Here is a 21,345-nt window from a genome sequence, read left to right on the forward strand (position 1 = left end):
GCTTCTTTACCTATGGCATCCGGCCCGCCGGCTGCCATGGTCGTGCTGCTTGAGCTGAACGCCAAGCGACTTCCCAGGCGCCCCGGGCCGACAAGGCCCGGGGCGCCTGTCGTTTTCCGGGTTCTGCCGTTCCAGGGCCTCCGCCTCCCGAACCCTTTCGAATCAGGAGCCCGACGTGACCACCACCACCCCGGAAGCGACCTCCACCCAGGAAAAGGCCGCCGCCCCGGCAGCGACCTCCGCCCCGAAACCGGCCGCCACTCCCGAAGCGGCCATCGCCGGGGCCCGGGAGCGCATCGACGCGCTCGACGACCGGATCATCGGACTCGTCCAGGAGCGGATGGCCGTCTCCGCCGTCGTCCAGCAGACCCGGATCGCCTCCGGCGGCCGCCGGGTGCACCTCTCCCGCGAGATGGAGATCCTCGGCCGCTACCGCGACGCCCTCGGCAAGCCGGGCACCGCCCTCGCCATGACCCTGCTGGAGCTGAGCCGGGGTCGTATCTGAGTTCGGCCCCGCTCTCACCCGTACGGCGCGTGACCGGCCGGCGCACCGCTTCGTTGAGGGGGATGTCCGTGCCAGCCAGGGGCGGGCCCGACAGAACCACGCGTGGCTCGCTGGAGCGATGAGGCGTACGGGTCGTGCCGCACGCCGTGGGACCTCGCTCCAGGAAGTGACCGGACGGCAGGGGACAGCAGCCCGGTCATCCAAGAGAACGGTCGGCTCCGGGGACGCCCGGGGCCGGCCGGCGGAAAACTGCACACAGGTACCACTGCCAGGTCGGACGCGTGCGGATGCCATGGCCGTCCGGCACGCTGCGCCTCAGCCCCGAGTCCCGGCGCAGACCCGGGCGGCGGGTGCACCGGCTCCGCCCCGAGAGCGAAACCGTCCGCCACACGGCACATGAACGAGCGGCGCAACCCCCCGGCGCCGCCTGCCGGCACCGGCGCCGCCCCGGCGTCGGTGCCGACCGGAAGAAGGGCCCCGCGGCCTCTCCGCCTCGCGGGGCCCTTCGTCATGCCCGTTGCGGGCGCCTGGATGTGACCCATCCCACACGAACAAGCCGGGCAAGCGGAGCAACCCTTCGCGCTTTTCGCTGATCAAACCTGCCGGATCGAGAAAACGCTGAGAGGGACCTGCCTTCGGAGGGGGAGGCAGGTCCCTCTTCGCCGTCCGCGCCCGCTAGCGCCAACGCCCGTCCGCGCCCGCACGCACCGCCCGCTACGTCCGCGCCCGCACGCACCGTCCGCCCGTCCGGCCGTGCGGCCGGGCTTCGAGGAACGGCAGCCGGCCGGGGGCCGCCGCCGCCTACTTCGGGGGTACCGCCGGCATCCCGAGGAACGGCAGTCGCAGTGCGCCGAAGGCCTCCGCCGGCACGGCCGGGGACTGCGGTTCCACCGGCTTCAGCCGCTCGTACACCGCTCCCGGTGCCGGGCGCGGGTCCTCCTCGCCCTTGTTCGGCCAGAAGGACATCGCCCGCTCGGCCTGTGCGGTGATCGTCAGCGAGGGGTTCACACCCAGGTTCGCCGAGACCGCCGCGCCGTCCACGACCGAGATGCCGGGGTGGCCGTACAGCCGGTGGTACGGGTCGATCACGCCGGTCTCCGAGGAGTCGCCGATGGGGCAGCCGCCGAGGAAGTGCGCGGTGAGCGGGGTGCCCATCAGCTCGCCGACGTTGCTGCCGGCGAATCCGTTGATCTCGGCGGCGAGCACGGAGGCGGCCTCCGTGGCGGCCTTGATCTGCGTGGGGTTCGGCGAGCCGTGCCCCTGCCGTGCGGTGAGCAGGCCCTTGCCGAGACCGCCGGGCTTCAGGTACGTCGTCAGGGAGTTGTCCAGCGACTGCATCACCAGGCCGATGATGGTCCGCTCCGACCAGCGCCGGTTGGACAGCGAGCGGGCGACCTGCAGGGGATGCCGGGCCGCGTTCGCCAGCCAGGCCAGCGCCCGGGAGGAGCCCTCGGCGTACGGCACCTGCAGGATCGACAGGCCACCCATGGAGTTGGAACCCTTGCCGTAGCGGACGGGTTCGATGTGGGTGTTCTCGTCGGGGTGGATCGAGGACGTGATGGCGACGCCGCGCGTGAAGTCGGCTTTGGGCTCCCCGGTCGCCTTGCGGTAGCGGCGGTTGTCGGTCTGCGCGCCGACCAGCGCCTCGGAGTTGGTGCGGGTCAGCTCGCCCAGCCGGTCCGACAGGTGTGGCAGCCGGCCGCTGCCCTTCATCCGGTGCAGCAGGGTCTGGGTGCCGTAGGTGCCGGCCGCGAGGACGACCTTGCGCGCGGTGAAGATCCGGCCCTCGCCCTTCTTCCTCCGGTCCGTGGGCAGGGTCGCCACCGCGTACCCGCCGCGCGAGTCGTCCGTGACGGACACGACCGTCGTCAGCGGGTGGACCACCGCGCCCGACTTCTCGGCGAGGTAGAGGTAGTTCTCGTTGAGGGTGTTCTTCGCGCCGTGCCGGCAGCCGGTCATGCACTCGCCGCATTCGGTGCACGCCCTGCGCTCGGGGCCGGCACCGCCGAAGTACGGGTCGGCCACCCGCTCGCCCGGCTTCGCCTTCGCCGCCCCGTCGGCGTCCTCACCGTCGCCGAAGAAGACCCCGACCGGCGCGAGGTGGAAGGTGTCGCCGACGCCCATCCGCTGTGCCGCCGCCTTCAGATGCACGTCGGAGGGGGTCATCGTGGGGTTGAGCCGTACGCCGAGCATGCGCCGGGCCTGGTCGTAGTACGGCTTCAGCTCCGCGTGCCAGTCGGTGATGTCCTTCCACTGCGGGTCGTCGAAGAAGGGCTTCGGCGGAACGTAGAGGGTGTTGGCGTAGTTGAGCGAACCGCCGCCCACTCCCGCGCCGGCCAGCACCATCACATTGCCCAGCAGATGGATGCGCTGGATGCCGAACATGCCGAGCTTCGGCGCCCAGAGGTAGTTCTTCAGGTCCCAGGAGTTCTTCGGCAGGGACTCCCGGGTGAAACGGCGGCCGGCTTCCAGGACGCCTACCTTGTATCCCTTCTCGGTGAGGCGCAGGGCGGAAACCGAACCGCCGAAGCCTGAGCCGACGATGAGGACGTCGTAGTCGTAAGCGTCCTGGGGCACGGGTGTCTCCTCGTCGAGTGTCGCGTGCGGGCCGTCAGTGGCCGGGAGTCAGTGGCCGGAGTCGCGGCCGGAAGTCGGTGGCCGGACTGGGGGGCCGGAGTCGGGGGCCGGAGTCGGGGGCCGGGCGCCCCGGGGCGCGCGGCCGCGTGTCGACACGGCCGCGCCCCTGCGGGGGCTACTTGAAGCGGAACGCCTTCATCAGGCGGAGACTGCGGCTCATGAAGGCGGCGTACTTCTCGTCGTCCATGCCCAGCGAGGGCGCCATCGGCAGCAGGCGCTGCTGGGCCACCGTCTGGGCCTCGGTGTACTTGAGGATGCCCTCGGAGCCGTGGCGACGGCCGAGGCCGGAGTCCTTCATGCCGCCCATCGGGGACTGGACGCTGCCGTAGGCGGGGGCATAGCCCTCGTTGACGTTGACCGTGCCGGTGCGCAGCCGGGAGGCGATGTCCAGGCCGCGGCGGGCGTTCTTCGTCCACACGGACGCGTTCAGCCCGTACGGCGTGGCGTTGGCGCGCTGGACGGCCTCGTCCTCGTCGCGGAAGCGGTAGACCGAGACGACCGGCCCGAAGGTCTCCTCCCCGCACACGGCCATCGAGTCCTCGACGTCGTCGAGAATGGTGGGTTCGAAGAAGTAGGGGCCGATGTCGGGGCGGGCCACTCCGCCCGCGACCACCTTCGCGCCCTTGGCGACGGCATCCTGGACATGCTGTTCGACGGTCTTGAGCTGGCGTTCCCCGACCAGCGAACCCATGTCGGCACCGTAGGCGAGGGAGTTGCCGAGCCGCATGGCCCTGGTGCGGGCGGCGAAGCGCTCCAGGAAGGCCTCGGCGATCGACTCGTGGACGTACAACCTCTCTATGGAGATGCACAGTTGGCCGGCCGAGGAGAAGCAGGCGCGGACGGCGCCGGCGGCCGCCTTCTCGATGTCGGCGTCCTCCAGCACCAGCATGGCGTTCTTGCCGCCGAGTTCGAGGGAGACGCCGATCAGGCGGGCGGCGGCGCCCTGGGCGACCTCGCGGCCGGTGCGGGTGGAGCCGGTGAAGGAGACGTAGTCGGCGTGCCTGACCAGTTCCGGGCCGACGACCGGGCCCTCGCCGAGGACGACCTGGAAGACGCCCTCCGGCAGCCCCGACTCGATGAGCAGGTCACGGGCCCACAGGGCGGTGAGGCAGGTCTCGGTGTCCGGCTTCATCACCACCGCGTTGCCGGCGACGAAGGCGGGCAGCGCGTCACCGACGGACAGCTCCAGCGGGTAGTTCCAGGGTGCGATCTGGCCCACGACCCCGCGCGGGTGGCGCAGTTCGACCGCCTTGGTGAGGGCAGGTACGGCACCGGCGTGGCGCTTCGGGCGCAGGTAGGCGGCGGCCCGGCGACCGTAGTGGCGGGACGCGACGGCGACCGCCTGCACCTCCTCGTGCGCGTGCAGCCGGGCCTTGCCGGTCTCCAGCTGTACGAGGTCGAGGATCTCGGCCTGCCGTTCCAGGAGCAGATCGTGGAAGCGGAGCAGCACTGCGGCCCGCTGCCGTACCGGGACCTTCGCCCACACGGTCTGCGCGGCACGGGCCGCCTCGAAGGCCTGCCGCACGTCCCCGGGGGTGGACTCGGGCAGGTCGGCCAGCTTCTCGCCGGTGAACGGGGTGTGGTTGGCGGTACGGCCGGAGCCGACGACGCCCTTGGTCAGCTGGGCCACCAGTTCCGGCGTGACCACGCCGGCGGCGGTGCGGGCGCCTTGGGGGGCGGCCGCGAGGGGGTTGGTACCGGCGATGTCCGGGGCCTGCGTGTCGGTCATGAGGCGCAGGGTATGCCGGTACGGAAACTTTGTGTACCCGTCGGTAACGGGGATTCACCGACCGCTCACACACTGCCAGTGATCACTGGCAGCGAATGTGCTGATCAGGCCGTTGACGCACCGGCGAGCACGACGATCAGTCGGCTCCCGGTTTTCTCGCCAGGAGCAGGCCGAGAACTGCGAGCGGGCCACGGCGACGGGGATCGGCGGGACGGGCGCGGGGTGCTTCGCCGGGCGGGGCGGGGTGTGCGTCGACGGCGCGGGTGGCGGCCACGTCCGCAGACGAGGCGGGGGGCGCGTCGGCGGGCGAGGCGGGTGCGTCGGCGGGCGAGGCGGCGGGTGGGGCCGCGAGCGAGGCGGGGGGCGGGTCCGCGGGCGAGGCGGGGGGCGGGTCCGCGGGCGAGGCGGGAGCGGGTCCGAGGGTCACCGCTCGGGCCCTCGGCACTGGGCCCGGCACTGGGCTCGGCACCGGGCCACGCTCCGTTTCCGGCACCGCCACCGACTGCGACTCCGGCTCCGGCTCCGGCTCCGGCTCCGGCTCCGGCTCCGGCTCCGGCTCTGACTCCGGCTCCGGCTCCGGCTCCGGTGGGGTGTGCCGCGGGGCGGGTGGTACGGGTGTCGCGCCCAGGAGGTCGCGCAGCGCCGCGGCGGCCTCCTCCGCGCCGGGCCGCTCCTCGGGCGCGTCGGCCTGCAGCCGGTCCAGCAGGGGGCCGAGCGGGCCGGGGCCCGCGCTGCCGAGGGCCGCCCGGAGCAGCGCACCGAGCGACCACAGGTCGGAGGCGGGTCCGGCGCCCGGACCCGCCGCCCGCTCCGGGGCCACGAACCCGGCGGGCGCGACGTCCGGGTGCCCGTCGCCGATCCCGAAGTCCGTCAGGACGACCCGTCCACTGCCGGATTCGAGCAGGACGTTGGCCGGCTTGACGTCCCGGTGCACGATGCCGACCGCGTGGGCGGCGCGCAGCGCACCGAGCACCGCCAGACCGATGCGGGCCGCCTCGGTGTGCGCCAGAGGCCCGCGCCGCAGGACCTCGTGCAGGGACTCGCCCGCCACCAGCTCCATGACGATCCAGGGGACTCCACCCTCGGTGACGACGTCGTACACCCTGACGGCTGACGGGTGCCGTACCCGGGTGGCGGCGCGGGCCTCGCGGTAGAGGCGGTGCGCGAGCCGCCGGCTCTCCTCTTCGTCGGCCGGATCGCCGGGCAGCAGCGGCTCCTTGACGGCTACGGCGAGGCGCGCCTGCTCGTCCCGGGCGCGCCACACGGTACCGGCCGGCCCGGAGCCGAGGCGCCCGGTCAGCCGGTAGCGGCCGCCGATCAGACGTCCGTCGGGCGGGTGTTCGCCGTCTTCAGCCATGCCCCATGACTATCGTGCGCACCACACCGTTGTCGAAGCGGGCGGTCAGGCGGCCCATCGGTGCGCGGTCAGGCGGCCCATCGGTGCAGGGAGAAGCCGTGCCGCGCCTTACGCACCTCCACGGCGCCGGCGCCGCCGAAGTGGGCGGGTACGACCAACTCCCGCTCGTCGGCCGCACGTTCCAAGATGCGCCGCCTGGTCGCGGCCGCCTGTGCCGGGTCGAGGCAGAAGCCGCTGTTGCACTCCGGCCGCAGGATCTGGACCGGGCTGTGCAGCAGGTCACCGACGAACACCGCGCGCTCTCCCCGGGACTCCACGCGCAGCACGGAAGAGCCGGGGGTGTGACCGGGCGCGGCCTCGAGGGTGAGGATCCCGTCGAGCCGGTAGCCGCCCTCCCACAGCACGGCCTGCCCGGACCGGTGCACGGGCGCGATGCTGTCCTCGTAGATCAGCCGGTCGACGAGGCGCTTCCCGCCGCCGTAACCGCCAGCGGGGCCGAAGTGGTGGTCGTCGAGGGCGGGGATCAGGTACCGCGCGTGCGGAAAGGCCGGCACCCACTCGCCGTCGGCGTCCACGGTGTTCCAGCCGACGTGGTCGCCGTGCACATGGGTGTTGACGACGACGTCGACGTCCTGCGGGCGGACCCCGATCCGTTCCAGGGACGCCAGGAAGTCGCCCTCCCTGTGGTGGAAGAACGGATTGCCGGGCCGTTCCCGCCCGTTGCCCACACCGGTGTCGATCAGGATCGTGCGCCCGCCCGTCCGCACCACCCAGGTCTGCAGGGTCACCACGGCACGGCCGCCGCCGGGTTCCCGGTGATCGGGGACGAGTTGCGCCTCGTGGGCGTCCCACACCTCGGGGTCGCAGTCCGGGACCAGGGCGGTGGTGGGCACGTGCGCCCCCTGCCACTCGATCACGCGGGACACCTCGACGTCGCCGACCATGAAGCCCTGTGCGTTGTCATCAGCCATACCGAAGAGCCTAGGAACCCGGCATGAGCCGACCAATGCTCCTGTGGCTCCATCGAATACGCGGCCGTCTCACAGGCCGTCCCGAAAGGGCCGTCGTGCCGTGCGCGGTCCTCTCCTACGCTGTCGGTCATGGATGTGGTGAGTGACGCGATCTCCGCCGTACGCGTGGGCAGCCCGTCCTCGAACCGGCTCCGGGTGAGCGGCGACTGGTGTGTCCGGTTGCCGCCGTACGAGGGGGCGGGCTTCCATGTCGTCCTGAGCGGCGCCTGCCTGCTGCTGCCCGACGGCGGTGGCGATCCGGTGACGCTGGGTCCCGGGGACGTGGTGCTGCTCCCGCACGGCACGGGCCATGTGCTGGCGGATGCGACGGCGGGAGCGGCCGGGGCACGGCGGGCGGCGGTGCCCTTCGAGGAGGTGCGGGACGCCGACGTACGGCTGCCAGGGTCCGGCCCCGAGGTCGAGCTGTTGTGCGGCAAGTACCGCCTCGATCGCAGCCGTGCCCATCCGCTGATGGCGGAGCTGCCGCGGGTGGTCCATCTGCCCCACCGGATCGGCGCCCACCCCGAACTGCGCACGGCGGTCGACCTGCTGGCGCGCGAACTGGACGAACGCCGCCCGGGGGCCTGCCTCGCGCTGCCGAGTCTGCTGGACCTCCTGCTGATCTACCTGGTCCGGGCCTGGATGACCGAGGCGGAGACGGGCGCCTGGCCGGCGGTGCTGAACGACCCGGTGACGACGGCCGCGCTGCGTGCGCTGCACTCCGATCCGGCGGCGCCCTGGACGGCAGGCCGGCTGGCCGCCGAGGCCGGAGTCTCCCGCGCCACCCTCGCCCGCCGCTTCGCCGCCCTGGTAGGCCGCCCGCCGATGGCCTACCTGACCTGGTGGCGGCTGACCCTGGCGGCGGCCCGGCTGCGCGACTCCCGGGCACCGCTCGCGACGGTGGCCCGGGAGACGGGGTACGGCAGCCCGTACGCGCTCTCACACGCCTTCAGCCGGGAGTTCGGGATCACACCCGGCCGGTACCGGGACCTCAGGGCCTCGTGATGTCCAGGTTCGCGATCGCCGCCGCCGCCACCTCCCGGCCGCGGGCCGTGAAGTCGCCCTTGCCCGGGTAGCCGACGGTCAGCTCATACATGTCCCCCGACTTCGTGCGGTAGTAGAAGATCTGCAGTTCGCGCGGCCGGGGGTCCTGGCTGTCGTCGGTCTCGTACACGACCGTGTTCTTCGCGGCCTGCCCGCCGCGGTAGGTCGCGGTGTCGTCGGGGTGCGTCCGCGCGCCCTCGGGCATGTCCAGCCGGTACTCGCCGTCGTTCCTGAACTTCTCGTCGTCGGCGTACATCTGGGACCGCGCGGTGTTCTTGATCTCGTGCAGGGAGTCGTCCGACCTGCGGGACACGTGCAGCTTGATCGCGACGGCACCGCTCCAGTCCGAGTACACGACCCAGTTCTTGTCGGTGTCGTCCTTCCCGGGCCCGGCGGCCCGGTAGTCCGCGGGGACCGCCAGCGTGGCGCCCAGGGCGGCCTGGCGCTTCTTCGCCCAGCCCGCCGGCGGCGACCCGGTGGAAGGGCCGGACAGGACGAGGTAGCCCGCCACGGCGGCGGCGACGAGCGCCGCGCCCGCAACCAGCCACGCCGTGCGGCCGAGGCGCCGGGCGGCGGCGGCCGGACCGGTCACCGGGAGGGTCCCGGCCGGCGCCGGCACGGGCACCGGGGGCGTCGGAGGCGCCGGGGGGTTCGCCGCCTCCTCCAGCAGGGCGCGGACCCGGTCCGCGGCCGGCCGGTGCGCGGGGTCCTTGCGGAGCAGCCCGTCGATGACCTCGGCCAGCGGTCCCGCCGCGGCCGCGGGCGGCGCCGGGGTGGCGTTGAGGACGGACTGGAGGGTCGCCGGGGTGTTGCTGCGGCGGAACGGGGAGACGCCCTCGGTGGCCGTGTAGAGGACCACGCCCAGCGACCACAGGTCGCTCGCCGGTCCGGGCTGCTGCCCCAGCACCCGTTCCGGCGCGATGTACTCGGGCGAGCCCACGAAGCCACCGGTGTCCGTGAGCCGTGTGTCACCCTCGATCCGGGCGATCCCGAAGTCCGTCAGGACCACCCGGCCGTACCGGCCGAGCAGGACGTTGTCGGGCTTGACGTCCCGGTGCAGGACACCCGCCGCGTGCGCCGCCTCCAGCGCGCCGAGCACCTGCAGGCCGATCCGGGCCGCCGTGCGCGCGTCCAGGGTGCCCTCCTCCAGCGCGCTGCCGAGGGTGCGGCCGCGCACCAGCTCCATCACGATCCACGGCCGGCCGTCGACGACAGCGACGTCGTGCACGTTCACCACCGCGGGGTGGTCCAGCCGGGCCGCCGCGCGGGCCTCGCGGCGCATCCGCTCGAAGGCGTTGGCGCTTTCCCGCTCGGGGAGGTGGTCCGGTACGCGCGGCTCCTTGACGGCGACCTCGCGGTCCACCGTCTCGTCCTTCGCCCGCCACACGGTGCCCATCCCGCCGTGGCCCAGCTTGCCGAGCAGACGGTAACGGCCCGCGACGAGCCGCCCTTCACCCCGGCCCGGGTCGGGGCTCACGGGGGCCGGACGGGCCGCGTGGGCCGACGGGACGGCCTGGGCCGGAGGGGCTGCGGCGGCCGGCCGGGCGTGAGCCTCCGGCCGGGCGTTGGCCTCCGGCCGCGGAGCGGTGGGGTGCCGCCTGGGCTGCGGGGTGGGGGGCGGCTCCGGCTGCGGCTGCGGCTGCGGCTGGTGCTGATGCTGCGGCGGCGGGGACTGCGGATGCGGATGCCGATGCGGCTGCGGCTGCGGCTGCGGCTGCGGCAGGGACTGCGGTGGCTGTGGCGGGTGTGGCTGTGGCTGTGGCTGCGGTGGTTGCAGAACAAAGCTCGTCGTGTCGTCGGTTCCGTGGCCGACTCCCCCGTCACTGCTCATGGGTCATCCATATCGCGCCGTCGGCGCCCGAAGCCACAGTGGGCGGAAACCGGTCACACACCCGTGACCGAGTGACCGCGCGACCGCGACACGGCTCAGCCGCCCGCGGCCGCGAAGGTACCGACCGCCACGTCGAAGTACTCCCGGGCCTCGCGCACGTCGCCCACCGGCGCCGACACCCACACGTCGTACGTACGCCCCGCCTCCTCCCAGCACAGGTCGTAGGTGTGCCGGGGGCCCTCCGCGGCGCTGAAACCGTCCCAGGTGAACTCCCACAGCGCGGCGGGGTGCCCACGGTGCACGGTCGGCTTGACCCGGCCGTCGTGATAACCGGGGTTGGTGGCCGGCCCCTTGGCGGCCGAGCGGTCCATCACCGCTTGCGGACCACCCGGTTGGGGCCCGGAGACCTTGATGCCGAGACGGAAGGTCTCAGCGGGCGACAGGTAGAAGACGCGCTCGCCCTGGGGGCTGCGGGTGAAGCCCTCCGGTACGGCGAGGGTGAAGCCCTCCGGGTCCCGTGCGGTGCGGTAACCCGAGGGTGCCGCGGGCGTGTCGGTGGTGGTCGCGCCGGTGCTCGCCGGGCGCGCCCCCTTGGGCGCCGGCGAGGTTCCCGGGCCGGTCGGGCGTGGCGTGCCGGCGGTCGACCCCGGGCTCGTGCCCGCGCCGGTCCCGGGCGCCGGGGTCGTCGCCGTACCGCCCGGCGTGCCGCCGCCCCCGTCACCGCCGTGGTGCAGCAGCAGCGCCGCGGCCGACACACCGGCCCCGGCCAGCGCGGCCACGAGCACCGCCGCGATCAGCACCGTGCGCGGCGACGGCCGGGCGGTCTGCGCCGGCGGGCGGGTCGCGGCGGAGGGGGACGGGCCGCCGTGCGGCAGGTCCGGCTGGGTCGGGGTGTAGGGCGCCGGGGTCTCGGGCGGCCGGCCGCCGAAGGGCCCGGACGCCCCGGACCTGGTGGCAGGAGTTCCGGCGGCGCCGGGTCTCGGCGTACGGCCGAGCCTGTGAATGCGGGCGTTGCCGTGCCCACCCGCCGTGCCGGTGCCACCCGCCGTGCCGGTGCCGCCCGGTGCGGCCGGGGTACGGCCCGTCTCCAGAAAGGTCCGCAGCATCCGCTCGGCGTCCGCCGCGGCCAGCCGCCGGTCCGGGTCGCGTTCCAGCAGGCCCCGGACGACGGGCAGCAGCGGCCCGGCCTGCTCGGGGGGCCGGATGTCGTCGGCGACGACGGCGTGCAGGATCCCGCCCAGCGAGTCGCGCCGGAACGGCGACTCGCCGCTGAGCACCGTGCACAGCAGCGCGCCCAGCGACCACAGGTCGGACTCCGGCCCGGTGCGCAGCCCGGACATCCGCTCCGGCGCGGTGTACTCGGGCGAGCCCACGAAGGAACCGGTCTCGGTCAGCGTGGTGGCGCCCTCGACCTGTGCGATGCCGAAGTCGGTGAGCACGACCCGGTCGGTGCCGGACTCGATCAGGACGTTGGCGGGCTTGATGTCCCGGTGCAGCACGCCCGCCTCGTGCGCGGTGTGCACCGCGCTCAGCAGCGCGATGCCGATCCTCGCGGCCTCGACGGCGTCGACCGGGCCCTGCCGGGCGATCCGGTCGGCGAGCGAACCGCCGTCCACCAACTCCATGACCAGGTAGGGGCGTTCGTCCTGCTCCACCACGTCGTGCACGACGATGATGTGCGGGTGCCGCAGCTGGGCGACCGCCCGGGCCTCGCGGAAGGTGCGGTCACTGCGGCGGCGCGCGTCGCTCTCGGGGAGCGAGTCGTCCGGGAGGAGTTCCTTGACCGCCACCCGCCGGCCGAGCACCTGGTCGCTCGCCCGCCATACGACTCCCATGCCGCCGCGCCCGATGCGTGCCTCCAGGCGGTAACGGCCCGCGATCACCCGGAAGTCGGCGCCCTCGGTCCCCATGGGCCCATCATGCCGCACCGGACCCATGCGCTCCGGGGCGCCGATCGGCCAAGCGGGCCGCGCAGCCTGCCATTTTCAGCCGACTCGCCGCCCGCGGCCCACCCGACGCCGTCGGCCGCGCCGGTGGCGTCCCGGCCCCGAACCGTCACCGTCCCGGAGACCTCGAAGCCCCGACACCCGCACCGTCCGGGTGACTTCGACGTCCCAGAACCCGCACCGCCCGGGTGACTTCGCGGCGCCAGAACCCGCACCGCCCGGGTGACTTCGCGGCGCCCGAACCCGCACCGTACGGGTGACTTCGCGGCCCCGGCATCTCCACCGTCCCGGTGCCCTCGGCCGGTCAGCCCTCGCTCGGCTGCTGCCAGCTCTGCAGCATCCACTTGAACTGCTTGCTGGTCTTCTCCCAGTCCTCGGCAGGCGTCGACATGTAGAGGGCGTACTCGGTGCCCTGACGCGAGAAGTACGTCTCCTCCACGGCGTGCCGGGGACCGGCGACGTAGGGCGGATCCTTCGCCAGCGCCGTCCAGGTGTACTCCCACAGCGAGCCCTTGCGGTCGCGGTAGATGTTCTCCTTCAGGGCCACGCGGTCGTAGTCGACCAGCCGCTGCAACTGCTGCTCGAGGTCCTTCTGGTGCTGGGTGGCGTCCGCGAAGTCGGGTGAGCCGTCGATGGCGATCCGGACGAAGTGCCTGCCCTCGTCCGGCGTGTAGTCGATCTGCTTGAGGTCGCCCTGGATGCTGAACACCTTGCGCTTCCAGCCCTTGGGCAGGGAGAGGCTGAAGCCCAGCGGGTCGTGGTGGGTCTCCCAGCCCGCGGGGCTCCCCTGACCGTGTGCGCCGTCCGCGGAGGTGTTCGGGGCGGGGCTCGAGCCGCCGCTAGCGTCGTCCCGCGCGAAGCCGTCCCACTGCTGGAAGGCGACCGCCGCGCCACCGCCGAGCACGGCCGCGACGGCGACGACGAGCGCGAGGGTGCGCAGCCGGCGCCGGGGCCGTCCGCCGGCCGGGTGGGGCCGGCCCGTCGGGCCGGCGGGCGCGGGCGCCACGGCCGTCGGCCCGATCACCGAACGGCCTCCGCCCGCGGGCCCCGCGGCGCCCTGGCCGGCCGCGGCCGCTCCCGGGCCGTAGCCGGCCGCGGCCGGTCCCGGGCCATGGCCCGGGCCGTAGCCGTGTCCCGCGGTTCCGGGGCCCGGTCCGGGTGTCCCGGAGTGGTGGCCCGAACGCACGCCCGAGCCCCGCGTCGGCACGAAGGCCTGTGCCGCGTCCGGCCGGCGGCCCTCCGCAGCCTCGGCGAGCATCTGCTCCGCCTCCTCCGCGCCCGGCCGCCGGTCGGGTTCCTTGCACAGCAGGGCGGCGATGACCGGTCCGAGCGGGCCGGCGTGGGCCGGATCGCCCGCCTCCTCCTCGACGACCGCCTGCATGGTGGTCAGCGGTGACGTCCGGCGGAACGGCGAGCGCCCCTCGACGGCCGTGTACAGCGTGGCGCCGAGCGCCCACAGGTCCGAGGACGGGCCGGGGTCGTGACCGCGCACCCGCTCGGGGGCGAGGTAGTCGACCGAGCCGACGACCTCTCCGGTACGGGTGATGGTGGTGTCGCCCTCGATCTGGGCGATGCCGAAGTCGGTGAGCAGTACCCGGCCGTCCCGGCCGAGCAGCACGTTGCCGGGCTTGATGTCCCGGTGGAGCACGCCGGCGGAGTGCGCGGCGCGCAGCGCCCGCAGCACCCACAACCCGATCCGTGCGGCCTCGCGCGGCTCGATGCGCCCCTGTTCCTTGACCGCGTCGGCCAGCGAGTGGCCCTCGACCAGCTCCATCACGATCCACGGTCGGCCGTCGTGCTCCAGCACGTCGTGCACGGTGACTACGGCGGAGTGGTTGATGCGCGCCGCGGCCCTCGCCTCGGCCCGGGTGCGGGCCAGCAGAATGGCCTGGTCGCTGTCGGAGACGTAGAGCGCGGCGGTCAACTCCTTGACGGCGACGGTACGGTGCAGCACCTCGTCGTGTGCCCGCCATACCCGGCCCATGCCGCCGCTGCCGATCGAGTCGGCGAGCCGGTAGCGGCCCGCTATGAGCAGGCCCTGCATCTGATTCACGTTGCCCCGCAATGCTCTTGACAGGGTCAGACTAAGGACCGGCCCCCACTCTGGGAACAAGCGGGGTACCAAGGTGACAGTCCTGTGACGGTTGGCGCCCGCGCGCGCGGACGGCGCCCCGGTCCGGGCCCGCCCGGACGGTGCACGGAGCGCTCAGCCCGTGTAGCCGTACGTCGCGGCGGCCTGCTCGTACAGCCGTGTGACCTCGTCCCGTTCGGCTTCCGGACCGCGGACCTGGACGATGTGGTAGCGGCCGTTCAGCAGGATCGCCGTGTTGCGCACGAACAGGTCGCGCCCGTGCCCGTCGGTCCAGGTGAACTGTCCTTCCGCCATGGTCCGTCCGCCCACCTCTATGGTCTTCAGGCCGGTGGCCGTGGCCCAGCTCGAGTCCCGGTACGGCTGCAGTTCGCGTTCCTTGTCCCGCTGATAGGCCATCGGATCACCGCCGTAGGTCGAGGCGCTGTCCCTCCCGGGTACGACGATCAGCTCGAAGTTCCCGTGTGCGTAGACCACCTGGCCGCTGCCGTTCCTGGGGGTGCGGTCCCAGCCCTTGGCCACGGCGACGCGGAAGCCGTCCGGGTCCTTGCGCAGGGTGAAGCCGTCGGCGACGGAGGGGTCACCGCCGGTCTGGGTCTCGGTGGCGGGCGCCGACGCGGCGGGGCTGCCGTCCGGCGCGCCCTGCCCGGACGACGGCTGTGCCGATCGGGAGGGCGCGGGGCTAGCCTGTCCGGCGCTGCCGGTACGGTCAGCGCCGTCCGCGCCGCCGTCCTGCTGCTTCGGCATGAAGAGCATCGCGTACGCGATCGCCCCGGCCAGCAGGAGCAGGATCAGCAGGATCAGGGTGCGGCCCAGGCTCAGCGGTGAACGGCCCTCCTCCCGGCCCCGCTTGTGCCGGCCGTGCGGATGGGGGGCGGGCACTCGGGCGCGGCGCCGCCGCACCAGCTCGCCGCGGCGCCGGACGATCGGCAGCCGGCTCGGGTCGGCGGGCGGGACGGGGACGACCCGGGTGCCGGCGTCCGGTTCGGGCGCGGACCGCACCAGCGACCGCAGCCAGCCGCTCAGCTCCTCGAAGTCGAGCCGGTCGGTGGGGTCCTGACGCAGCAGGGACTCCACGACCGGCCGGAGCGGGCCGCACTCCTCGGCGAACGCGGGCGGCTCGGCGCACACCAGTTGGACCAGTTCGGCCGTCGACTCCTCGGGGTAGGGCGCATGGCCCTGCACCGCCCGGAACAACAGCGCGCCCAGGGCCCACAGATCGGTCGCCGGGCCGATCGGCGCCGCCAGTTGCCAGTTCTCGTGCACCGGGCCCGCCTGTTCCGGCGACCACCGCTCGGTCACCGGTCCCACGACGGTCATCCGCACCTGCCGCGCCCGCTCGGCGGCCAGCGCGGTGGCGGGCCCCCGGCGTCGGTCCCCTGCGCCGCCCGGCTCGTCCCACTGGGCGACGGGCTGTGCGGGGACAGGGGGGCGCGGGACGGGCGCGGCGCCCTGCGTGCCGGCGACCAGGCCGGCGCGGGCGGCACCGGCGTCGTCCTCGGCGGCCGGTCTTGCCGCGGGCAGGGCGGCACGCCCGTTCTGCTGGGCCTCCTGTACCCGGGCGGCAGCGCGGGTGCCCGCGCGGTAGGCGGCGATGGCACCGGCCCGGGCGGCGCGGACGTCCTCGCCGCTCTCCAGGGCCCGCTGTCCCGCCGGGCGAGGTCTTGCGGGGGTTCCCGACCCGCCGGACACTCCGCCCGGCACCGGCAGCCCGCCGGCCGCCCTCGCCTGGATCGCGGCCCGCCGCGCGGCCTCGGGATCGGCGTCCACACCCGGCCCACCGCCGGCCCCGCCGGTCCCTCGCACCTCACCGACCGGAGCCCGGGCCGCGCCACCCGCACCGCCGGCCGCACCGCCCGTTCCACCGGGGCCGACGGGTGCACCGGGCGCACTGCCCGTCCCACCGAACGCGCCGCCCGTACGTCCGCCCGAGCCGAAGAAACCGTCCGGCCCGCGCCCACCGGCCGGGACCACTCCGAGCCCCCCGGCGGAACCCGGCCCCGGCCCCCCGGCGGGGGCCGTCGCGGGACCGGGTGCCGTCCCCTCGGGGCCGCCGGACGCCGCCGCCCGGATCCCCGGGCCGTCCTGTACCGGCACCGGGTCGTATCCGCACAGCGCCTCCTCCGCCGCGCCGACCGCGAGTCCGGTCAGCATCACGCGCCCGTCGTCGCAGACGAGGACGGTGCGGGCGGTGACGTTGCGGTGGACCCAGCCGTGCGCGTGCAGCACCCGCAGCGCCATGAGCACGTCGGAGGCGACCTCGGCCGCCCGGTACGGCGTCAGCGGCTGCTCGGCGAGCAGCGCGGACAGCGGGCGCGCGGCCACCAACTCGCTGACGACCCACAGCGAGCCGCCCTCGGCGAACACGTCGAAGACCTGGTCGAGCCGCGGATGGTCGGGAATGCGGGCCGCCGCCTGCACCGCCTCGACGGCGCGCCGCACCGCGGGATCGGCGGGCCGCCGGGTGGCGTCGCGCGTGGCCGGCGCCGGGCGGCTGCCGCGCGCGCGTGTGGTGAAGCCCTCGGGCAGGCCCTCCGCGTCGAGCACCTCGGCCTCGACGACCTCCGGCAACGGCACCTGCCGGACCAGCACTTCCTGACCGCTGTAGGTGTCGAAGGCGCGGGTCTCGGTGAGTTCGTACTCGTCCGAGGGTGGCAGCGGCAGGCGGTAGCGGTCGGCGAGCACCCGACCCGCGTAGTCGTCCACTTTGCCTCCCCCGGCCGCCCGGTTGGTCACATCCGCTCGCGTCACGACCGGTTTCGCACACCTATCCGGCTGCGTACGGTCCGCAACCATTCACGATACGTGCCGGAGGCAACCCGCATTGAGTGGATGACGGATTCTCACGCGGCAAACCGGCCCCGCACGCCTATGACTTGGGCTTGAAGGACTTCGTCAGCGTCTTCCAGGTGTCCTTGCGCAGCCCGCTGTCCCACTTCGCGGCCTTGGCGGTGTACATCAGCCCGTAACCGAGATGGCCGTTCACCACGAAGCCCCGGTCGATGCTGCGGTACTCGGTGCCGCCCTCGACGTAGGTGAACTCCCAGTCGGCGGTGTTCCAGCCGCGGTAGTCCACCTTCTCGATGCGGATCTTCCGGTACTGGGAGCGGATCATGCCGTGTTCCTGGTTCTTCCAGTCCGCCACCGGGTCGTTCTTGGGCGACCCGGTCCACCCGACGAGCAGCCGCTGTCCGTCGGGGCCGGTGTAGCGGTCACCGGCGCTGCCGGAGGACTTGTACGACCAGCCCGCGGGCAGGCCGATGGAGTAGCCCTGGCCGCTCCTGTGGGTCGAGGAGACCGGCGCGCTGCCGCCCTTCCCGGACGCGTCCGCCGATCCGGAGTCGCCGGCGGACGCGCTCGTGCTCGCGTCGGTCGCCTTGTCCGACCCCGAACCGCTGCTCGCGGTGGCCGAGTCCGCCCCGCCCGTCCGCGTGCCGCCGTCCTTGCCGTCGGCCCGGCCGGTGCCGCCGTCCTGCTTGGTGGACGCGTGGGCACTGGCCGCGGCCCCGGCCCCGCCGCCCTTGCCGCCGTTGCCGTCGCCGCCGCCCAGCACGAGGGCCAGCACCGTGCCGATGACCGCGAGTGCGGCCACCACGGCGATGATCACCAGTGTGCGCTTGGGCACCACGTCGGTCAGCGGTGCCCTCGGCACCGGTCGCGGCCGCAGGTCGAGGTCCGGCGGCGGCACCACGGGCCAGCCCGAACTCGATCTGCCCGGGCCGGTGTCGGAAGCGGCGGCGGCACCAGCGGCGGGGCCCCCCGGCCGCCCGCCCGGAGCCGTCGGCCGGCCCGCGGATCCCGTACCCGGCGTAGCGGAGGAGGCGGGTTGCGTCCCGCCGGCGGCCGTGCCGCCCGTGCCGCCCGTGCCGCCCGTGCCGCCCGTGCCGCCCGTGCCGCCTGTGCCCGCAACGCCACCGGTGGCCGCCGTGTCACCGGCACCCGGCGCCGGCGTACCGCTCCCGCTCTTCGCCCGTGCCGCGGCCGCGGCGCCGGCCGCACCGGCCGCCTTGCGCACCGAGCGCAGCGCGCCGCGCAGCTTCTCCGCGGCCTCCTCGCCCCGCCTGCCCTCGGGCGGACCGGGCTGGGCCGGCAGCGGAACCACCCGGGTGGCGTCCATCGGTTCCGGCTCGGGGGCGTGGATGACCGCGTTGAGCATGCTCCGGGCCCCGGCGTCGTCGAGCCGCTTCGCCGCGTCCTTGGTGAGCAGCCCGTGGATGACGTCGCGCAGCGGACCCGCGTTCTTGGGCTCCTCCAGGGGTTCGGTCATCACCGCGGTGAGCGTGGCGATCGCCGAGCCCTTGTCGTAGGGCGGCACACCCTCGACCGCCGCGTACAGCAGGCCGCCGAGCGACCACAGGTCGGCCGCGGGGCCCGGCTTGTGGCCACGGGCGCGCTCGGGCGAGATGTAGGAGGGGGCGCCGACGAGCATGCCGGTCGAGGTGATGGACGGGTCACCCTCGACCTGTGCGATGCCGAAGTCGGTGAGCACGACCCGGCCGTCCTCGGCGATGAGCACGTTGGACGGCTTGACGTCCCGGTGCAGGATGCCCTCACGGTGCGCCGAGCGCAGCACGTCGAGGACGGCGAGCCCGACCTCGGCGGCGCGCCTGGGCTTCAGCAGCCCGTCCTCGCGGATGACCTCGGCGAGGGACTTGCCCTCCACCAACTCCATGACGATCCAGGGCCGGTCGTCCTCGTCGACCACGTCGAAGACCGTCACCGCGCTGTTGTTGCGGATCCGGGCGATCGCCTTGGCCTCGCGCAGGGTGCGCGTGATCAGGCGCCGCTTCTCCTCCTCGTCGATGTTCGACGGGAACCGCAGTTCCTTGACGGCCACCGTCCGGCCCAGGGTCTCGTCCTCGGCCCGCCAGACCGTGCCCATGCCGCCGCGGCCCAGCACGTCTCCCAGCCGGTACCGCCCGGCGAGGAGACGCCGCTCGTTCTTGCCCTGACGAGTCTCCTGACGAGATGTGCCCGCCCGCTCCGCCTCCGACATGCGTCCCCTCATACAACCCGCCCTGACAGAGCTTCCATTGTCTCTCACCCGACAAGTGGCCGACGCCCAGGGTGCCCGAGGCCCCGGGCCGGCCTCCGGGCACCGCAAGACACCTCGAAGCGGGCGTTCCGCTCGGCCGGGTGACGGGTCGTAAGCCCCCCGAACCCCGCACCTCGCCCGCCGCGGGACATATGCCCCCGTGGCCGGATCCGGCCGGTCAGGTGAGCGGCACGATGTCCGGCGCCCCCAGCCGTGCGGCGTCGGCCGTCTGGTCGTCCGGCTGGAGCTGGGACTCCCGCTCGGCCTCCACCCGCTTCTCGTAGTGCTCGACCTCGCGCTCCGTCTGACCCTTGTCCCAGCCGAGCACCGGCGCCATCAGCTCGGCCGCCTCACGGGCGCTGCGCGTGCCCCGGTCGAAGGTCTCGATGGAGATGCGGGTGCGGCGGGTGAGGACGTCGTCCAGGTGCCGGGCGCCCTCGTGGGAGGCGGCGTAGACCACCTCGGCGCGCAGGTAGTCGTCGGCGGCGTGCAGCGGCTCGCCCAAGGAGGGGTCGGCGGCGATGAGGTCCAGTATCTCCTCGGCCATCGAGCCGTAGCGGTTCAGCAGGTGTTCCACACGGACCACGTGCAGTCCGGTGCGGGCGGCGATCCGCGCTCGCGCGTTCCACAGCGCCTGGTAGCCCTCGGCGCCCAGCAGCGGGGTCTCCTCCGTCACGCAGTCGGCGACGCGCCTGTCCAGGCCGTGCACCGCCTCGTCGACGGCGTCCTTCGCCATGACCCGGTAGGTCGTGTACTTGCCGCCCGCCACGACCACCAGCCCCGGCGCCGGATGGGCGACCGTGTGCTCGCGCGACAGCTTGCTGGTGGCGTCGGACTCGCCGGCCAGCAGTGGCCGCAGGCCCGCGTAGACACCCTGGACGTCGTCGCGGCTCAGCGGCACGGAGAGCACCGAGTTGACGTGCTCCAGCAGGTAGTCGATGTCGGCGCTGGACGCGGCCGGGTGGGCCTTGTCCAGGTCCCATTCGGTGTCGGTGGTGCCCACGATCCAGTGCCGGCCCCAGGGGATGACGAAGAGGACGGACTTCTCGGTGCGCAGGATCAGGCCGGTGGAGGAGTGGATGCGGTCCTTGGGCACGACCAGGTGGATGCCCTTGGAGGCACGGACGTGGAACTGGCCGCGCTCGCCGACCATGGCCTGCGTGTCGTCAGTCCACACGCCGGTGGCGTTGACGATCTGCTGGGCACGGATCTCGTACTCCCCGCCGCCCTCCACGTCCCGCACCCGGGCGCCCACGACCCGCTCGCCCTCGCGCAGGAACCCGGTCACGCGCGCGCGGTTGGCCACCTTCGCGCCGTAGGACGCCGCCGTGCGCACCAGGGTGGCGACGAAGCGGGCGTCGTCCATCTGGGCGTCGTAGTACTGCAGGGCGCCGACGAGGGCGTCCTTCCTCAGGCAGGGCGCGACGCGCAGGGCCTGATGGCGGGTCAGGTGCCGGTGCATGGGCAGGCCCCGGCCATGTCCGCGGGCCATGGACATCGCGTCGTACAGCGCGACGCCCGAGCCGGCGTACAGCCGCTCCCAGCCCCTGTGCTGCAGCGGGTACAGGAACGGCACCGGCTTGACCAGGTGCGGGGCGAGCCGCTCCAGGAGCAGCCCGCGCTCCTGGAGGGCCTCGCGGACCAGCGCGAAGTCCAGCATCTCCAGATAGCGCAGGCCGCCGTGGATCAGTTTGCTGGACCGGCTCGAGGTGCCGGACGCCCAGTCGCGTGCCTCCACCAGACCGGTGGACAGGCCGCGGGTGACCGCGTCCAGCGCGGTGCCGGCCCCGACCACTCCCGCACCGATCACCAGGACGTCCAGCTCGTGCTCCGCCATCGCCGCCAGTGCCTCGGCGCGCTGCGCCGGGCCCAGAGTCGCTGTCCTCACCGCTGCCTCCCGCTGTCGCACAACCCGCTCGCGTCGGCCGCACCCGGTGGGCGAAGCCCGGCTCATCCCCTCCTCATGCCCAAATTCTGACGGCGTTGCCCGACTTCAGCCACCACGGCCCTCCCAGCCTGTGGACAACTTGCGCACAACCCTCGGAAGACACACGAACACAATCACACGTAACGGTCATATTTGTACCTAGTCTGACATCGCACTCGCTCGTCCTGTGCACAGCGGTTGCGCACCTGTCCCGCTTCGGCTATTGGGAAGGACG

At 73.9% G+C, this 21,345-nt stretch carries 12 protein-coding genes; 2 read left to right on the forward strand and 10 right to left on the reverse strand.

The annotated features are described in order from the left end of the window. Window positions 1-175 precede the first annotated feature (175 nt). On the forward strand, window positions 176-505 hold the full coding sequence (locus ACGFT2_RS09465) for a chorismate mutase (protein ID WP_393275203.1): 330 nt from the start codon (window positions 176-178) through the stop codon (window positions 503-505). Window positions 506-1,306: 801 nt separating this feature from the next. On the opposite strand, the gene ACGFT2_RS09470 is transcribed toward ACGFT2_RS09465, so the two are convergent. From ACGFT2_RS09470 to ACGFT2_RS09485, 4 genes are all read right to left on the reverse strand, one after another. After that, window positions 1,307-3,082 carry a GMC family oxidoreductase N-terminal domain-containing protein gene (locus ACGFT2_RS09470; protein WP_393275205.1) on the reverse strand — a complete coding sequence of 592 codons (1,776 nt, stop codon included), beginning with the start codon at window positions 3,080-3,082 and terminating at the stop codon, window positions 1,307-1,309. A 175-nt stretch (window positions 3,083-3,257) separates the two neighbouring features. After that, window positions 3,258-4,871 (reverse strand): succinic semialdehyde dehydrogenase, encoded by a 1,614-nt coding sequence (locus tag ACGFT2_RS09475; protein ID WP_393275207.1) that lies wholly within the window; start codon window positions 4,869-4,871, stop codon window positions 3,258-3,260. 136 nt (window positions 4,872-5,007) lie between these two features. Beyond that, window positions 5,008-6,228, reverse strand: a complete 1,221-nt coding sequence (locus tag ACGFT2_RS09480) for a serine/threonine-protein kinase (RefSeq protein ID WP_393275209.1) — start codon at window positions 6,226-6,228, stop codon at window positions 5,008-5,010. A 68-nt stretch (window positions 6,229-6,296) separates the two neighbouring features. Beyond that, window positions 6,297-7,199 (reverse strand): MBL fold metallo-hydrolase, encoded by a 903-nt coding sequence (locus tag ACGFT2_RS09485; RefSeq protein WP_393275211.1) that lies wholly within the window; start codon window positions 7,197-7,199, stop codon window positions 6,297-6,299. Between the two features lie 129 nt (window positions 7,200-7,328). On the opposite strand from ACGFT2_RS09485, the gene ACGFT2_RS09490 reads away from it, so the two are divergent. Beyond that, window positions 7,329-8,243, forward strand: coding sequence for an AraC family transcriptional regulator (locus ACGFT2_RS09490; protein WP_393275213.1), 915 nt, complete (start codon window positions 7,329-7,331; stop codon window positions 8,241-8,243). On the opposite strand, the gene ACGFT2_RS09495 is transcribed toward ACGFT2_RS09490, so the two are convergent. The 6 genes from ACGFT2_RS09495 to ACGFT2_RS09520 form a co-directional block, all read right to left on the reverse strand. After that, window positions 8,230-10,113, reverse strand: a complete 1,884-nt coding sequence (locus ACGFT2_RS09495) for a serine/threonine-protein kinase (protein WP_393275215.1) — start codon at window positions 10,111-10,113, stop codon at window positions 8,230-8,232. The genes ACGFT2_RS09490 and ACGFT2_RS09495 overlap by 14 nt on opposite strands. 95 nt (window positions 10,114-10,208) lie before the next feature. Continuing rightward, window positions 10,209-12,023, reverse strand: coding sequence for a protein kinase (locus tag ACGFT2_RS09500; protein WP_393275218.1), 1,815 nt, complete (start codon window positions 12,021-12,023; stop codon window positions 10,209-10,211). A gap of 340 nt (window positions 12,024-12,363) precedes the next feature. Then, window positions 12,364-14,103, reverse strand: coding sequence for a serine/threonine-protein kinase (locus ACGFT2_RS09505; RefSeq protein ID WP_393276294.1), 1,740 nt, complete (start codon window positions 14,101-14,103; stop codon window positions 12,364-12,366). A gap of 162 nt (window positions 14,104-14,265) precedes the next feature. After that, a complete protein-coding gene (locus ACGFT2_RS09510) occupies window positions 14,266-16,854 on the reverse strand; it encodes a protein kinase (RefSeq protein WP_393275220.1) in 2,589 nt (862 codons plus the stop codon). A 163-nt stretch (window positions 16,855-17,017) separates the two neighbouring features. Then, complete coding sequence (locus ACGFT2_RS09515) at window positions 17,018-19,144, reverse strand: serine/threonine-protein kinase (RefSeq protein ID WP_393275223.1); 2,127 nt, start codon at window positions 19,142-19,144, stop codon at window positions 17,018-17,020. A gap of 217 nt (window positions 19,145-19,361) precedes the next feature. Then, on the reverse strand, window positions 19,362-21,071 hold the full coding sequence (locus tag ACGFT2_RS09520; protein WP_393275225.1) for an FAD-dependent oxidoreductase: 1,710 nt from the start codon (window positions 21,069-21,071) through the stop codon (window positions 19,362-19,364). Between the last annotated feature and the right edge of the window lie 274 nt (window positions 21,072-21,345).

The organism is Streptomyces sp. NPDC048514, from assembly GCF_043199955.1.
Taxonomy (GTDB): Bacteria; Actinomycetota; Actinomycetes; order Streptomycetales; family Streptomycetaceae; genus Streptomyces.

Coding starts and splice junctions, on each gene's coding strand:
- ACGFT2_RS09485 (WP_393275211.1), bottom strand. CDS start 7,199: ATGGCTGATGACAACGCACAGGGCTTCATGGTCGGCGACGTCGAGGTG.
- ACGFT2_RS09475 (WP_393275207.1), bottom strand. CDS start 4,871: ATGACCGACACGCAGGCCCCGGACATCGCCGGTACCAACCCCCTCGCG.
- ACGFT2_RS09490 (WP_393275213.1), top strand. CDS start 7,329: ATGGATGTGGTGAGTGACGCGATCTCCGCCGTACGCGTGGGCAGCCCG.
- ACGFT2_RS09495 (WP_393275215.1), bottom strand. CDS start 10,113: ATGAGCAGTGACGGGGGAGTCGGCCACGGAACCGACGACACGACGAGC.
- ACGFT2_RS09505 (WP_393276294.1), bottom strand. CDS start 14,103: ATGCAGGGCCTGCTCATAGCGGGCCGCTACCGGCTCGCCGACTCGATC.
- ACGFT2_RS09515 (WP_393275223.1), bottom strand. CDS start 19,144: ATGTCGGAGGCGGAGCGGGCGGGCACATCTCGTCAGGAGACTCGTCAG.
- ACGFT2_RS09500 (WP_393275218.1), bottom strand. CDS start 12,023: ATGGGGACCGAGGGCGCCGACTTCCGGGTGATCGCGGGCCGTTACCGC.
- ACGFT2_RS09480 (WP_393275209.1), bottom strand. CDS start 6,228: ATGGCTGAAGACGGCGAACACCCGCCCGACGGACGTCTGATCGGCGGC.